Here is a 14762-nt window from a genome sequence, read left to right as displayed (position 1 = left end):
GACTCCTTTCAGGTGGTGCCGCCGGCGATGCGGCCGAGGCGGGCCACGGCACGTTCGAAGTCGCGGGTCAGCTCGTCGACGACGGCCCGCACGGGCCGTACGGCGTCCATGCGGCCGACGATCTGCCCGACGGGCGTGCCCAGCAGCGGCAGCACCTCGTGGTGCTGGATGCGGGTGAGGGCCTCGGCGACCAGGAGCCCCTGCAGGGGCATGGGCAGCGGGCCGGGGCCGGCCGGGTCGTCCCAGGCGTCGGTCCAGGCGGTGCGCAGCTGCCGGGCGGGCTTGCCGGTGAGGGCCCGGGACCGGACGGTGTCGCCGGAGCCGGCGGCGAGCAGCTTGGCCGTGAGGGCCGGGGAGGACAGGGCGGCCTCCTCGGTGGTGAGCCACAGCGAGCCCAGCCACACGCCCTGGGCGCCCAACGCGAGGCCGGCGGCGATCTGTTCGCCGCTGCCGATGCCGCCGGCGGCGAGCACGGGCAGCGGGTCGACGGCCCGGACGACCTCGGGCGTGAGGACCATGGTGGCGATCTCGCCGGTGTGCCCGCCGGCCTCGTAGCCCTGGGCGACGACGACGTCGACGCCGGCCTCGGCATGCCGGCGGGCGTGCCGGGCACTGCCGGCGAGGGCCGCCACGAGCATGCCGTGCGCGTGGGCGCGGGTTACGACGTCGGCGGGCGGCGGACCGAGCGCGTTGGCCAGCAGGGCGACGGGATGGTCGAACGCGACGTCGAGCTGGGCGCGGGCGACGTCCTCCAGCCACCCGGTGACCCGCCACCCGGCCCGCTGCCCACCGGGCAGGGCGGGTACGTCGTGGGCGGCGAGGATCTCGTCGACGTACCGCCGGTGGCTCGCGGGGATCACCGCCTCGACGTCGTCCTCCCCGAGCCCCTCGGTCCCGGGGGCACGCCGCGCGGGCATGACGACGTCCAGCCCGTAGGGCGCGCCCCCGGTGTTCCGGTCGAGCCAGTCGAGATCCCGTGCGAGCTCCCCGGCGTCGCGGTACCGCACGGCCCCGAGCACGCCGAAGCCACCGGCCCGGCAGAGCGCGGCGGCGACCGCGGGAAAGGGGGTGAAGCCGAAGAGCGCGTACTCGATGCCCAGCCGCGTGCTCAGCTCGGTCCGCATGAGGCGCAGGATGCCGCAGCGGGAGGGGGCAGGGAAGGCGTACCGCCGGACTTTCTGACGGTCAGTCAGGTAAAGGGGTGAGGGGCGTGGGTGCGGGCGGGCGCTCGGGGACCCGGCGCCGGGGCCGCGTCGTGGCGGCGGCCGGAGCGGCAGCCGCCCCGACGCCGGGCGGCCGCGCCGCGGTGCCCCGCTCGGGGCCGGCCAGCGGGCCTGCGCCGTCCGGCCGGTCCCGCCCCGCTCCCCTACCCCGGCGGCGGCCGGTTTCCCCGCGTCGCGCGCGTGCGGCGCAGGGCCGCCACCTGGCGGTGGAGTTCCGCGGCCTCCGCCGAGCGGCCCAGTTGTTCCAGGCAGTGCGCTTCGTCCTGACGGCTCGCCAACGCGTCCGGGTGGTCGGCGCCCAGGACCCGTTGGCGGGCCTGGGCCACGTCGCGGTAGACCGCCAGTGCGTCGCCCCAGCGGCCCAGCCAGCCCAGGCCCACGGCCACCTCGCGGCGGCTGACCAGGGTGTCGGGGTGGTCGGCGCCCAGGACGCGGGCGCGGATCGCGTACACGTCGCGGGCCTCGGCCAGGGCCTCCTCCCAGCGGCCCAGGCGGCCCAGGTTCACGCCCAGGCCGTGCCGGGCCCGCAGCGTGTCGGCGTGGGCCGGGCCCTGGGCGCGGGTGCGGTCGGCCACCAGGTCGCGGTAGAGCTCCAGCGCCTCCGTGCTGCGGCCCAGCCGGCCCAGGCAGATCCCGGCCTCGTAGCGGGCGGCGAACGCGTCGGGGTGGTCGGGGCCCAGCACCCGGGCGCGGGCCGCCGCCACCTCGTGGTACGTGCGCAGGGCCTCCGCCCAGCGGCCCAGCTGGCCCAGCGCCCAGCCCACCTCGTACCGGGTGACGAGCGTGTCGGGGTGGTCCGGGCCCAGCACCCGGGCGCGGGCCGCCGCCACCTCGCAGGCCATGGCGTAGGACTCCTCGGGCCGGCCCAGGCGGCCGAGGCTGAACGCCAGGTTGTGCCGGCAGCGGAGGGTGTCGGGGTGGTCGGTGCCCATAACGCGTTCCCGGGTCGCCAGGACGGCCGTGTACACGCGGTGCGCCTCGACGTGCCGGCCCAGCTGCCCCAGCACGTACGCCGTCTCCTGACGGGCCGCCAGCGTGTCGGGGTGCTCGGGACCGAGCACCCGCTCGCGGCCCGCGGCCGTGCGGGCGAACTCGCGCAGCGCCTCGCCCGGGCGGCCCGTCCGGCTGAGGGCGAACCCCACCTCGTAGCGGCTGTCGAGCGTGTCGGGGTGGTCCGGCCCCAGCAGCCGCTCCCGCTCCGTGACCACGGCGCGCTGCACCTCCACGGCCTCGGCCCAGCGGTCGAGCCGGGCCAGGCGCAGGCCCTCGCTGTGCCGGCCGGCGAGGTGCGCCAGCACCTCCGCGGGGGGCGGGGTGCCGGCGCCGCCGGTACGGGGGGCGGGCAGCGGGCCGATGCCGGTGCGGCCCGTGCCGCCCGTGTGGCCCGTGACGCCGGCCGTGCCGGCACCCGTACCCGGCCACGGGCTCGTCCACGTACCGGTGAGCGCCGCCGCGGGGTCCGGCGCCCGGCCGGCGCCGGCGGTGCCGGTGGCCTTGGTGCCGGTGGTCATGTTCCGGGCCCAGCCCGGCAGCCGCGGAGGCTCGGTGGGGCGCACGGATGCGCGGGCGGGCGCGGGAAACCCGCCCGGTGGTGTGCGCGGCACCGGCACGCCCGCCGCCCGGCCCTCGGGCAGCGGCGACGCGGTCGACCAGGTCGGCGGCGTCCTGCGGCCGGTCGTCGGGGTCCTTGGCCAGCAGGTCGAGGACCAGGCCGGCGAAGCCCGCGGGCAGTTCGGGCCGGATCTCGCGGAGCGGCCGCGGCGGCGTGTCGCGGTGGCCCACGAGCACCGCCCAGGCGTCGTCCATGTCGAAGGGCGGCGCGCCGGTGGCGATCTCGTAGAGCACGCAGCCCAGGGAGTACAGGTCGCTGCGGTGGTCGACGCTGCCGCCGCCGATCTGCTCGGGCGACATGTAGTGCGGGGTGCCCATGGCGATGCCGGTGCCGGTGAGCCGCGCGGAGAAGCCGATGTCGTGGCCGAGGCGGGCGATGCCGAAGTCGCAGATCTTCACCGTGCCGTCGGTGACGCGCACGATGTTGGCGGGCTTGAGGTCGCGGTGCACCACGCCCTGCCGGTGCGTGTACGCGAGCGCGGCCCCGACCTGCGCGGCGATGTCGACGACCTCGGGCACGGGCAGCGGGTGCTGGTCGCCGTCCTCCAGCAGCTGGCAGAGGTTGCGGCCGTCGAGCAGCTCCATCACCAGGTACAGGACGCCGTCGTCCTCGCCGAAGTCGTGCACGACGGTGATGCCCCGGTGCTGGAGGGCCGCCGCCACCCGGGCCTCGCGCCGGAACCGCTCCCGCAGCACCCGCAGGTAGGCCGGGTCGTGCTGACGTCCCATCGGCTTGAGGCACTTCACGGCGACGTGGCGGCCCAGCGCTTCGTCGCGCGCCCGCCACACCTCTCCCATGCCGCCCCGGCCGATCAGGTCGAGCAGCTGGTACCGGCCCTGGATCAGCCTGGTGTCCGCCATCCCGCGCCGCCGCCCCCGTCGTTTCGCCGTGCCCTCCCCCGGTTCCCCAAGTATGGCGGCCGCTCAGGGCGGCTTGTAGGGCGACGTGCTGGCCGGCCCGCACGCCGACGTGCGCGCCGGCCGGCGGGCGGGCCGGGCGCCCGTCCTTGCTTGCGCAGTGCAATGGCATAGCGGCAGAGTGTGCGGCGGTGGGCAGGAACCCGGACGCGGATGCTGTTGTTCCGGGCATGGAGGCCGCGGGAAGGAGTGCTGTGCTGTGGTTTCGTGGGCGGGACGGACCCGGCGTACCGAGCTGAAACGGCTGCGGCGCAGGTGCGAGGAGTTGCTGGCCGGTCTGGACATTCCCGTCGGTTCGGACCTCTCGGTCGTGCGCCGGCGGTTGAGCGAGCAGCGCGGCCGCCCCATCTACCTGGCCCCCGTGGCCTTGCGGAACCCGACCCTCTACGGCCTGTGGATCGGCACCGACACGATCGACGTCATCGCGTACGAGTCCGACACCAGCCGGGCGCACCAGGAGCACATCATCGCCCACGAGTTCTCGCACATCCTGTGCGGCCACGCGCAGGGCATGGTGCTGGGCGATTCCACGTCGGCCGGGCTCTTCACGGAGCTGGACCCGGAGGTGGTCCGCCGGGTGCTCCAGCGCTCGGGGTACTCGGACGCGGACGAGCGCGAGGCGGAGACGATGGCCTCCCTCATCCTCACCCGCACCAGCTGGAGCCCCCAGGTGCTCCCCCAGGCGCCGCCGGAGGTGGCGGGCGTGCTCGCCCGCATCGAGAGCGTCATCGGCACCGGCCGGCCCGCGCCCGCTGGTGCGGACGGCTGTGCCGGCCCGGCGCCGGCGCCCCTGCGGCACGGCGGACCGCCACACCCCGCGGACGCAGGCACAGATCCCCAGGACGACCCCGCGCAGGACGGACCGGCCCACCCGTGAACACGCTCTACGACATCCTCGCCTACCTCTGCGCCGCCGCAGGGCTCACGGCCTTCCTCTACAAGTTACCGGCGCTCGCCCGGCAGCCCCGCGACCCGGCGCTGTACGCCCTGTGCACGTACTTCCTCGGCTCGGCGGTCAGCTTCCTCATCGACCTCAACCAGATCCGGGACGACGTCGCGGAGTTCCTCGACTTCCCCAACGTCACCACCGTCATCACCCAGGGCGCGGTGGTCGTCCTGACGGCCGCCCAGCAGGTGGTCCTCATCCACTGGTCGCACGCGCCCGGGGAGAGCGGCCCCCGCGCGGGCCGGCGGATCCTCGGCTTCGCCGCGGCCCTCGCCGTCCTCCTCGCCTTCTTCTTCCTCATCGCTCCCCCGCGCAGGGTGACGTCCGCCGAGGAAACGCTCCTGCTGAACATGCACAACCCCCGCTACGCCGTCTACCTCTGCTTCTACCTGGGCATCTGCGCGGTCGGCCAGGTGGCGACGGTCCGGCTGTCGTACCGGTACGCGCACTTCTCGCCGTGCGGCTGGCTGCGCGTGGGCATGTGGTCCGTCACCGCCGGCGCCGCGCTGATCCTGCTCTACTGCTCCATCCGCTACATCGAGATCGCCGGCACCCACCTCGGCTTCGACATGTCCCACTGGGAGTACGCGTACTGGCTGGCCGGCGACCTCGGGTCGCTGCTCCAGATCTTCGGCTGGACCGTGCCGTCGTGGGGGCACCGCCTCCCGGCTCTCACCCGCTGGGTCGTCAACTACCAGTCGTACCTGCGGCTGCGCCCGCTGTGGTGGCCCCTGTACCGGGCCACGCCCGACATCGCCCTCGACGAGCCGCGCCGCGAGCGCCTCGACTGGCTGCCGCCGCGCGACCTGGAGTACCGCCTCTACCGCCGCGTCATCGAGATCCGCGACGGCCAACTCGCCCTGCGCCCCTACTTTCCCTCCCCCGGCGGCCCGGGCGACGACGGCCGGGACCGCGCCCCGGCCGTCCGCGAGGCCCTGCTGCTGCACCGCGCGCTGTGCTCCCGCAAGCGGGACGGCGTGCCGCCGGTCGGCGACCCCGCCGACGTACGCCTCCCCGCACCGCCGCAGGGCGACATCGCCAAGGAGATCTCCTGGCTGACGGCAGTGGCCACGGCCTTCGCCCGGATCACGGCGGACGAGGCACGGCAGCGGCCCGCCGAGCCCGTCGCCGGCGGGGGCCGGCCGTGACGCAGCCACCGCACCCGGATCCCGCGGCCGGTGGCGCCGCCGGTCTGCGCGCCGCGACCGGCGCGCTGTTGGACCTCGACCGGGTGCAGGGCGCCGGTGCCGCGGCCGCACCCGCCGCCGCGGCCGTGGCCCGTGCCAGGGCAGGCTGGCGGGCCGCCCACCGGCACCGGGCCCCGGACGCGGCGGCCCTGTCCGCCCTCGCGGAGCTGCTGGAGGTCGCGGGCTGGATCCTCTTCGACGCCGAACGGCACGACCGGGCCCTACGCCTCAACCGGCAGGCGCTCGCCCTCGCCCGGCACGCCGGGGACCGCTCCCTCGCCCGGCTCGTCGTCGCCAACCTCACCATGCAGCAGGCGCACCTGGGCGACTCCGCCGCCTCCTACCGCACGGCCACGGCGGTCACCGACGCCGGGGGCCTCACCCCGCGCGTCGAGGCCGTCTTCCGTATCCGCCAGGCCCACGCCCTCGCCGACGCCGGCCACCGGGCGGAGGCGCTACGGGCCCTCGCCCGCGCCCGGAGCCTCTTCCTCGACGGCCCCTCCGACCGCGACCCGCCCTGGGCCTGGTGGATCGACGAGGACGAGCTGACCGGCCACCACGGCATGGTGCTCGCGCGCCTGGGCGACCTCGACCGGGCCTCCGGCCTCCTGCACGCCGCGACCGGCTCCGGGCAGGGGCCCGCCTACCGTTCGCTGTTCACCGCCGAGCTGCTGGACGTCCTCGTCCGCTCCGGCGCGCACGACGAGGCCGCCGCCCTGATGGGCGCCCTCGCGCCCCACCTCGCCGGCATCGGCTCCGTCCGCGCCCTGAACTCCCTGCGCCGGACGGCCGGTGCGGCGGCCCTGGCCCGTGGCCCGGCCGGCGACGTACGGGACGCGGCACGCGACCTCGCACGGCTGCTGGGCGCGGGGCCCCCGTCCCGGCGCCTCTGATCCCCCTTTTCCGTTCCCCTCTCCCTACGAGGAACTTTCACCCGAAGGACTGTGTTGCCATGGCTCTGTTCCGCGGACGGCGTCCGTTGGTCCTCGCCTCGATCGCACTCGCGGCCGTCTACGCCGTCGGGGCGCCCTTCGCGGGTGCCGTGTTCGCCGGGGCCGTCGGGCCCGTGGCGGCCCACGCCTCCGAACCCAAGGCGGCCCAGCCGTTCATGGAGACCCACCTGTTCTTCGGCACGGGCCGGCACAACGGCGCGCCGCCGATCACCGACGACCAGTTCCGCGACTTCCTCCAGACGTACGTCACGCCCCGCTTCCCCTCCGGCTTCACCTTCCTCACCGGCAACGGCCAGTGGCGCGACCGGCAGGGCTCGATCAACCAGGAGCGCTCGCACGAGCTGATCGTCCTCTACCCGCGCGCGGAGGCGCAGCAGCGGTCCGCGGACATCGAGGAGATCCGGAGCACCTACACGCGCCTGTACGAGCTGGAGTCGGTGGGCCGCGCGGACGTGGAGGTGCGGGCCGACTTCTGACGGCTTCTGACGGCTTCTGACGGCTTCTGACGGCGCGACGCACGGGACGGACGTGAAATACGGGGCGGTGCCCTGTGGTTGGTGGGAGGTGGTACCCCACCCCATGATGCAAGGAACGGACACCCCATGACGACGATGCCGGCACCCCTGGACGAGCGCACCCCCTCGCGGGCCGCCCGTCTGCTCGGCCGCCCCTTCTCCCTCGGCGGCGTGACCGTACGCAACCGGATCGCGATGGCGCCCATGACCCGCTGCTTCTCGCCGGGCGGAATACCCGGCGAGGACGTCGCGGCGTACTACGCGCGGCGCGCGGCCGGCGGCGTCGGGCTGATCATCACCGAGGGCACGTACGTGGGCCGGGACGCGGCCGCCGCGTACGACGGCGTGCCCTCCTTCCACGGCGAGGAGGCCCTCGCGGGCTGGGCTCGGGTGGCCGAGCGGGTGCACGCGGCGGGCGGCCGGATCATGCCGCAGCTGTGGCACACCGGTGTGGCGCGGCCCGACGGCAGCCTGCCCGAGGGCGTGCCGGCGGAGGGCCCGTCGGGTGTCGACCTGAACGGAAAGCCGCACGGCCGGGCCATGACGGCCGCCGACATCGACGCCGTCGTCGCGGCGTTCGCGCAGGCCGCCGCGGACGCCGAGCGGCTGGGCTTCGACGGGGTCGAGCTGCACGGCGCCCACGGCTACCTGATCGACTCGTTCCTGTGGTCCGTGACCAACCGGCGCACCGACGCGTACGGCGGCGACGTGGCCTCCCGGGCCCGGTTCGCCACCGAGATCGTGGCGGCGGTGCGCGCCGCCGTGGCGCCGGACTTCCCCGTCGTGTTCCGGCTGTCGCAGTGGAAGAGCGAGCACTACGACGCCCGGATCGCCGGGACGCCGGAGGAGCTGGAGCAGCTGCTCCGGCCGCTCGCGGAGGCGGGTGTGACCGCCTTCCACGCCTCGACGCGCCGCTACTGGCTGCCGGAGTTCGAGGGCAGCGACCTGAATCTGGCGGGCTGGACGAAGAAGCTGACGGGCCTGCCGTCGATCACGGTCGGCTCGGTGGGCCTGGACAAGGAGTTCACCGGCCCGGAGGGGCGTGCCCCGCAGTCCGGTGTCACCGGCATCGACCTGCTCCTGGACCGTCTGGAGCGCGACGAGTTCGACCTGGTGGCGGTGGGGCGCGCGCTCGTCGCCGACCCGGAGTGGGCCGCCAAGGCGCTCGCGGACGAGCTGGACGGGGCGCTTCCGTACGACGTGTCGCAGCTCACGACACTGGTCTGAGGCGCGGGCTCCGGTCCGAGGCGCGGGCTGCGGAACGGAAACGGGCCGGCCCCGGGGTGCCGGGGGCCGGCCCGTACGAATGGTGCGGGGCGGTCAGGAACGCGGCTGCGGCTCGTCGCCGCCGGCGGCGTGCTTCTCCTTGATGCGCGCGGCTTCCTTCCGCACCTCGGCCTGGGTGGCGCGCTCCTTGCGCAGCCACTCCGGCTCCTCCTGCTTCAGGGCCTCGATCTGCTCGGTGGTGAGCGCCTCGGTGATGCCGCCGCGGGCCAGGCCCGAGATGGACACGCCGAGCTTCGCCGCGACGACGGGGCGGGGGTGCGGGCCGTTGCGGCGCAGCTCGCGCAGCCACTCCGGCGGGTCGGCCTGCAGGGCGTTGAGCTCGTCGCGGGAGACGGCACCCTCACGGAACTCGGCGGGGGTGGCCTCGAGGTACACACCCAGCTTCTTCGCCGCGGTCGCGGGCTTCATGGTCTGGGCGTTCTTGTGCGACGTCATGCCGTCAAGGATATCGAGCGTGTGTGCCCGGTTTGACCACGCCCGGTAACCTGGCCGGGTGACAGGCTCGGAAGCACCCTCTTCGCCCTCTTCGTTCAGGCTCGCCTACGTTCCGGGCGTGACGCCCGCGAAGTGGGTGCGGATCTGGCAGGAGCGCCTGCCCCACATCCCGCTGGAGCTCGTCCAGGTGACCGCCGCCGAGGCGCCGGGCGCGCTGCGGCGCGGCGAGGCCGACGCGGGGTTCCTGCGGCTGCCGTGCGACCGGGCGGAGCTCAGCGCGATCCCGCTGTACACCGAGACGACGGTCGTCGTGGTGCCCAAGGACCACCTGGCGGCGGCGTTCGACGAGGTGGCGGCCGAGGACCTGGCCGACGAGATCGTCTTCCACCCCCTCGACGACACCCTCGACTGGGAGCAGCCGCCGGGCCGGCCCGCGTTCGAGCGGCCCGCCACGACGGCCGACGCGATCGAGCTGGTGGCGGCCGGGGTGGGCGTGCTGTTCGTGCCGCAGTCGCTGGCCCGCCTGCACCACCGCAAGGACCTCACCTACCGGCCGGTCACCGGCGTGCCGCAGTCGCGCGTCGCGCTGTCGTGGCCCGAGGAGCGCACCACCGACCAGGTGGAGGACTTCATCGGCATCGTCCGCGGCCGTACGGTCAACAGCAGCCGGGGCCGTCGTACGGAGGCGGCGGAGCAGCCCGCGGGCCGCAAGGCCGGGACCAGGGCGGGGACGGGGGCCAAGAGCGGGGCCAAGGCCGGCAGCAAGGCCGGGTCCGGAGGCAGGACCGGCGGCAAGGGATCCGCCGGCAAGGGAGCCCGGGCCGGGTCCGGTGCGGCCGCCCGGCGCGGGAGCGGGAAGCCCCGCCGCCGTTCGTGACCCCGCCGGGGCTGCTCACCTGCGGACGCGGGGCATGCCCAGGCCCGTCCAGGCGATGATCTCGCGCTGGATCTCGTTGTTGCCGCCGCCGAAGGTGAAGACCACGGCGCTGCGGTAGCCGCGTTCGAGCTCGCCGTGCAGGGCGGCGCCCGCGGATCCCTCCTTCAGGGGACCCGCCGCGGCGAGCACCTCCATCAGCCAGGCGTAGGCGTCGCGGCGGGCCTCCGAGCCGTACACCTTCACGGCCGAGGCGTCCTGCGGGGTGAGCGCGTCGCGGCACAGTGCGTCGACCATGCGCCAGTTCAGCAGCCGCATGGCCTCCAGTCGCACGTGCGTACGGGCCAGCAGGCCGCGGACCCAGCCCAGGTCGAGGACGCGGCGCCCGTCGGGCAGGGCGGTGGCCGCCGCCCAGGCGCGTACGTCGCGCAGGGAGCGGACGGCCGCGGTGCCGTGGGCGGCCAGGGTGACGCGTTCGTGGTTGAGCTGGGTGGTGATCAGCCGCCAGCCCCCGTTCTCCGGGCCGACGCGGTGGCCGACGGGCACCCGTACGCCGTCGTAGTAGCCGGCCGTGGTGTCGTGCGAGGCGATGGTGTGGATGAGGGTGCAGGAGTAGCCGGGGGCGCTGGTGGGGACGAGGAGGATGCTGATGCCCTTGTGCGGCGGTATGCCCTCCTGGCGGGGTGTGGTGCGCACGGCGAGCCAGACCCAGTCGGCGGTGTCGCCGTTGGTGGTCCAGATCTTCTGCCCGTCGACCCGGTAGTGGTCGCCCTCGCGCACCGCGCGGGTGGTGAGCGAGGCCAGGTCGGTGCCGGCGCCGGGCTCGCTGTAGCCGATGGCGAAGTCGATCTCGCCGGAGAGGATGCGAGGCAGGAAGTAGGCCTTCTGCTCGTCCGTGCCGTAGCGCATCAGGGTCGGGCCGACGGTGTTCAGGGCCATGAGCGGCAGGGGCACGCCGGCCTGGGCGGCCTCGTCGAAGAAGACGAACTGTTCAGCGGGGCCGAGTCCGCCGCCGCCGTATTCGGCGGGCCAGCCCAGGCCCAGCATGCCGTCCTGGCCGAGGCGGCGGATCGTCGCGCGGTAGAAGCGCTTGCGCTCGGCGGGGTCGGCGTGGCGCGCGTACGCGTCGTCGGGGACGACCTCGGCGAAGTAGGCGCGCAGCCGGTCCCGCAACCGTTGCTGCTCGGGCGTGTACGTCAGGTCCACGGGGCCTCCCTGGGCCGGCGGCGGGGCTGCGGCGCACACGGTAGAACGCGTTGCAGAAGAGGGGAAGGCAGAGAAAGGCAGAAGGCGGGCCCCGCGGGGCCCGCCTTCTCGCTCTCAGCCGTCTCTAGCGGCGCCGGTGCCGGCCTCCGCCGGAGGCCGGGGCCGCGCCCGTCCGGCGCCGGCCGGGGCCGGGCACGGGGGCGCCGTAGCCGTGGCCCTGGGCGGCCTCCAGCTCGGCGCGCTCCTCTTCCAGGCCGAAGCGGTGCAGCAGCGGCAGCCGGTCGAGGTTGGGGAGCAGCCAGGCGTGCCACACGCCGGTCACGAAGAAGATCGCGGAGCCGGCGACGAGGACGGAGCCGAAGGTGTCGGTCGGGTAGTGCGCGCCGATGTACATCCGGGAGAAGGCCACGAGCAGCACCGCGAGGACGCCGAGGACGGCGACGGTGCGGCGGTGCCGCGAGTTGCGGAAGAGGAAGTACACGGCGACGGCGACGGCCACGGTGAAGGCGGTGTGGCCGCTGGGGAAGCTGTTGGAGCCGATCTCGGGGTCGAGGGAGAACTCCCGGGGCGGCCGGTTGCGGGCCACGATGGCCTTGGCGATCTGGGTGCTGTTCCAGCCCACGGCGACCACGAGGAAGGTGGCGCAGGCCGTGATGGGCCGGCGCCGCAGGAAGAGCAGCCAGCCGCACCAGACCGCGAGGATGATCACGCCGGCGACCGGCGAGGCGCAGTAGCTGACCAGCTTCATGGTGGTGTTCAGCCAGCCGGTGCGGGTGTTCGTCTGGATCGTCCGGTCCAGATCCAGGTCGTGCGGCTGGATCAGCTGGGTGTGTGCGGCGATCAGCCCGAGCACGATGGCGGTCGCGAAGAGCAGGACCGAGTTGCGCAACCAGTGGCGCACGTAGGGCATGGGCGGGGCGTCCTTCAGGTCGTCGTGGGGCGTCGCATGACGAGTACGTCGCGTGCGTGCGCACCGGGACCCCGGTGCGGCACGTACGCGGTACAGGAAAAACTACACGCGCCGCGAGGTGCACCTGGCCGGACGCCGGACCCGGCCCCCACGGTTGCCCGGCTGCGGCGGCCACGTGATCGTTCTCACGTCGTGGCGGGCCAGTCGATGCGGAGCCGGCCGTCGTGGTCGGACACGGTGGTGCCGAGCTCCTCGCAGGCGCGGCGGAACCGCGCCTTGATCCACTCGCGCTCGGCGCCCTCGGCGGGAACGGTACGGCAGAAGTCGAGGAGGAGGGGGATCGCCTCGACGCGGACGGGACGGACGGGGGTGCCGTCGGGGGCCTCGAAGGTCACGAGGAAGAGGAGCCCCAGGTCGTTGCGGAGGCGGGGGTCGACGGCGTAGTCGTCGACGAAGTCGCCCATGTCGTGGATCACACGCTCGGCGACGCCGTGGAAGACGTGGGCCGAGTGCCCGGCGACGAGGGTGGCCCCGGCGCGTAGCAGCACGGGCGCGGCGGCGCGTACCCAGTGCGGGGGGCGGGTGGTCATGTTGGGGCCCCAGTGGGGGGTGACCAGCACGGCGTCGGCCTCCTGGGCCGCCTGCGCGATGAGACCGGTGAGCCAGTCGGGGACGCCGGTGCGCAGGTCGGCGTAGGCGACGCCGGGCCGGGCGGGGCCGGCGGCGAAGTCGTCGGGGTGGTCGGTGACGCCGACCACGGCCAGCCGGAGCCCGCGGGCCTCCAGCACGGCGTACGCCCGGGCGGCGGTCACGTCGGGCCCGGCGCCGACGGTGCGGACGCCGGCGCGGGCGAGGAGGGCACCGGTGTCGGCGAGGGCGTCGTAGCCGTAGTCGAGGGCGTGGTTGTTGGCGAGCGTCACGCAGTCGACGCCGAGCTCGGCGAGCACGTCGGCGGCGGCCGGCGGGGCACGGAAGAAGAAGGGCTTACCGGGCGCGGCCCAGGGCTCACCGCGCCCGGAGACACAGCACTCGAGATTGAGCACGCACAGGTCGGCGGCGCCCACGACCTCGCACAGCTCGGGCGCCAGCACGGTCCCGGCCTCGGGCGCCGCCTCCAGCCGCTCGGCCACGCACCGCCCGAGCATGGTGTCCCCGGCCAACGCCACGGTGACGTCCACCACCCGGACCACCACCTCTGTGCTGCACGTACGGGTGCCCTATGTGCAGCGTAGCCCCGGGACGTGACCCACCTCACACCTGCCCGGCGTCACGCATGACTGTCCCCGGCGCACTACAGAAGAGATGCGGCGCGAGGGGCGCAGCAGACTGACTTCGGAGGGCCCGTGGACCCGGTGGTCGTGATCTACGCCTTGGGAGCGGCACTCATCACAGGTGGTACGCGTCTCGTGTACATGTGGTTGCGCGGGCGCATCACCATACGGCTGACCCAGTTGCAGGAAGAGGGACTGAACGACCGGCTGCGGGAGTTGCCACCGGGCAGCAGACTCCGGCAGCGGCGCACGGCGGGGGACGAAGTGCTCATCGAGGTCGGCGGCCGGGCGCCGTCCGGGGGGTGGTCGTGAGCGATCATGTGATTCTGCGGCAGGCAGGCGCCAGAGCCGCCGGCCCTGCGGGCAGCGCCACGCGGTCGCAGTTCGCGGAGTTCTACGCGGAGAACTACCCCTTGATCGTCCGGTTCTTGATGCGCCAGGGTCTCGACGCGCACGAAGCCGCCGATGCGGCGCAGGCGGCGTTCGTGGAGGCGTTCAGGTGCTGGGGACTGATCGAGCGTCCTCGGGCATGGCTGCGGACGGTTTCCCATCGGATGCATCTCAAGCAGGTGGCCTGCCACCACGACCTTTCCACCGGCGTGCTCCCGGAACGACCGAGCACCAGTACCGGCCCACTCGGGCAGGTCGTGCTGAAAGAAGAGGAACAGCGGGTCCTCGCAGCCCTCGCGGCACTCTCGGAGCGACAACGGTTGGTCATGGCCTGGCGCCTCGACGGTTTCTCCCACGAGGAGATCGCGCGGGAACTGGGCATGACCGCTGCGGCGGTACGACAGGCGTACGTGCGGGCCCGCACCGCCCTGAAGGCCCGGCTGCTGGGAGAAGCCTCATGAACCCGACCGACGACGCCCTCCTCGACCTGGCCCTTGCCGACGCCGACCGGGGCATCCTCAACGCCTTGACGGCCGCGGCCGACCTCGACGCCGGCCGGGCTGCGATCTTCCGGGGCGTGACGGTGCCCGAGGACGAGGAGGACGCCCGGAAACGCGAAGAGCAGGACAGCCTCCTACGGGAACCCGCCGCCACCGGGGTGCTCTCGTTCATCCTGCAACTCGCCGAAGTACATGTCCGGCTGACAGCCATCGTGGCCGACCGAGACGTGCCACGTCGGATACGCAGCAACGCCAAGACGGCCATCGAGGACGTTCACCAGCTGGTGACCGGCGTCGGAGAGAGACGGCTGGCCCTGGAGGAGGTCCTCGGGCTCCTGCGGGCCATCCGCAGCCGGTTACGTCCCGCACACCGCCGGCTGACGCCCGCGCCCTCGGACGCGCCCGCCAGCCTCGCCGCCACCCCGGAGGCCGTCACGGAGGTGATGGGCATCCTGGAACGACTCATGGCCCAGGCCCCACGGCTCTTCGAGCCGCACTTCGGCGGCGTCGTATTGCAGCCGGTGCGGTAGGCCGTC

At 74.5% G+C, this 14762-nt stretch carries 14 protein-coding genes and 1 pseudogene; 9 read left to right on the top strand and 6 right to left on the bottom strand.

The window, feature by feature from the left end; genetic code table 11:
• Window positions 1–8: 8 nt before the first annotated feature.
• Complete coding sequence (locus IE305_RS22450; protein ID WP_190131493.1) at window positions 9–1124, bottom strand: NAD(P)H-dependent flavin oxidoreductase; 1116 nt, start codon at window positions 1122–1124, stop codon at window positions 9–11.
• A 242-nt stretch (window positions 1125–1366) separates the two neighbouring features.
• Window positions 1367–3695, bottom strand: a pseudogene (locus IE305_RS22445) (serine/threonine-protein kinase).
• 256 nt (window positions 3696–3951) lie between these two features.
• On the opposite strand from IE305_RS22445, the gene IE305_RS22440 reads away from it, so the two are divergent.
• The 5 genes from IE305_RS22440 to IE305_RS22420 all read left to right on the top strand — a co-directional run bounded on the left by IE305_RS22440 (window position 3952) and on the right by IE305_RS22420 (window position 8580).
• Complete coding sequence (locus IE305_RS22440; protein ID WP_190131492.1) at window positions 3952–4629, top strand: hypothetical protein; 678 nt, start codon at window positions 3952–3954, stop codon at window positions 4627–4629.
• Complete coding sequence (locus tag IE305_RS22435; protein WP_190131491.1) at window positions 4626–5846, top strand: MAB_1171c family putative transporter; 1221 nt, start codon at window positions 4626–4628, stop codon at window positions 5844–5846. Before IE305_RS22440 ends, IE305_RS22435 begins: the two co-directional genes overlap by 4 nt.
• Window positions 5843–6778: an NsdA family TPR-like regulatory protein gene (locus tag IE305_RS22430; protein ID WP_190131490.1), complete on the top strand. Its 936-nt coding sequence runs from the start codon at window positions 5843–5845 to the stop codon at window positions 6776–6778. The genes IE305_RS22435 and IE305_RS22430 overlap by 4 nt, the downstream gene beginning before the upstream one ends.
• Before the next feature lie 59 nt (window positions 6779–6837).
• Window positions 6838–7314 carry a DUF3574 domain-containing protein gene (locus IE305_RS22425; protein ID WP_190131489.1) on the top strand — a complete coding sequence of 159 codons (477 nt, stop codon included), beginning with the start codon at window positions 6838–6840 and terminating at the stop codon, window positions 7312–7314.
• 126 nt (window positions 7315–7440) lie between these two features.
• Complete coding sequence (locus IE305_RS22420; RefSeq protein WP_229891362.1) at window positions 7441–8580, top strand: NADH:flavin oxidoreductase; 1140 nt, start codon at window positions 7441–7443, stop codon at window positions 8578–8580.
• A gap of 93 nt (window positions 8581–8673) precedes the next feature.
• Here the strand turns inward: IE305_RS22420 and IE305_RS22415 are convergent, their stop codons facing one another.
• The gene (locus IE305_RS22415) at window positions 8674–9075 is read right to left on the bottom strand and encodes a DUF5997 family protein (protein ID WP_190131488.1); all 402 of its coding nucleotides are present in this window, start codon (window positions 9073–9075) and stop codon (window positions 8674–8676) included.
• A 58-nt stretch (window positions 9076–9133) separates the two neighbouring features.
• On the opposite strand from IE305_RS22415, the gene IE305_RS22410 reads away from it, so the two are divergent.
• Window positions 9134–9952, top strand: a complete 819-nt coding sequence (locus tag IE305_RS22410; RefSeq protein WP_190131487.1) for a LysR family transcriptional regulator substrate-binding protein — start codon at window positions 9134–9136, stop codon at window positions 9950–9952.
• A 15-nt stretch (window positions 9953–9967) separates the two neighbouring features.
• On the opposite strand, the gene IE305_RS22405 is transcribed toward IE305_RS22410, so the two are convergent.
• The 3 genes from IE305_RS22405 to IE305_RS22395 all read right to left on the bottom strand — a co-directional run bounded on the left by IE305_RS22405 (window position 9968) and on the right by IE305_RS22395 (window position 13246).
• On the bottom strand, window positions 9968–11155 hold the full coding sequence (locus IE305_RS22405; protein ID WP_190131486.1) for an acyl-CoA dehydrogenase family protein: 1188 nt from the start codon (window positions 11153–11155) through the stop codon (window positions 9968–9970).
• Window positions 11156–11279: 124 nt separating this feature from the next.
• Window positions 11280–12065 (bottom strand): phosphatase PAP2 family protein, encoded by a 786-nt coding sequence (locus IE305_RS22400; RefSeq protein ID WP_190131485.1) that lies wholly within the window; start codon window positions 12063–12065, stop codon window positions 11280–11282.
• Between the two features lie 185 nt (window positions 12066–12250).
• The gene (locus IE305_RS22395; RefSeq protein WP_229891360.1) at window positions 12251–13246 is read right to left on the bottom strand and encodes a CapA family protein; all 996 of its coding nucleotides are present in this window, start codon (window positions 13244–13246) and stop codon (window positions 12251–12253) included.
• A gap of 162 nt (window positions 13247–13408) precedes the next feature.
• Here IE305_RS22395 and IE305_RS22390 point away from each other — a divergent pair, with 162 nt between their 5' ends.
• From IE305_RS22390 to IE305_RS22380, 3 genes are read left to right on the top strand one after another with little or no spacing between them, the layout of a single operon-like run.
• The gene (locus IE305_RS22390) at window positions 13409–13648 is read left to right on the top strand and encodes a hypothetical protein (protein WP_190131484.1); all 240 of its coding nucleotides are present in this window, start codon (window positions 13409–13411) and stop codon (window positions 13646–13648) included.
• Window positions 13645–14187 carry an RNA polymerase sigma factor gene (locus IE305_RS22385; RefSeq protein ID WP_190131483.1) on the top strand — a complete coding sequence of 181 codons (543 nt, stop codon included), beginning with the start codon at window positions 13645–13647 and terminating at the stop codon, window positions 14185–14187. Before IE305_RS22390 ends, IE305_RS22385 begins: the two co-directional genes overlap by 4 nt.
• Entirely contained in the window at window positions 14184–14756 is a 573-nt protein-coding gene (locus IE305_RS22380) for a hypothetical protein (protein WP_190131482.1), read from the top strand. The genes IE305_RS22385 and IE305_RS22380 overlap by 4 nt, the downstream gene beginning before the upstream one ends.
• Window positions 14757–14762 lie beyond the last annotated feature (6 nt).

This window comes from Streptomyces mashuensis (assembly GCF_014654785.1).
Classification (GTDB): domain Bacteria; phylum Actinomycetota; class Actinomycetes; order Streptomycetales; family Streptomycetaceae; genus Streptomyces; species Streptomyces mashuensis.
This window is presented reverse-complemented; position numbering and strand designations above follow the sequence as displayed.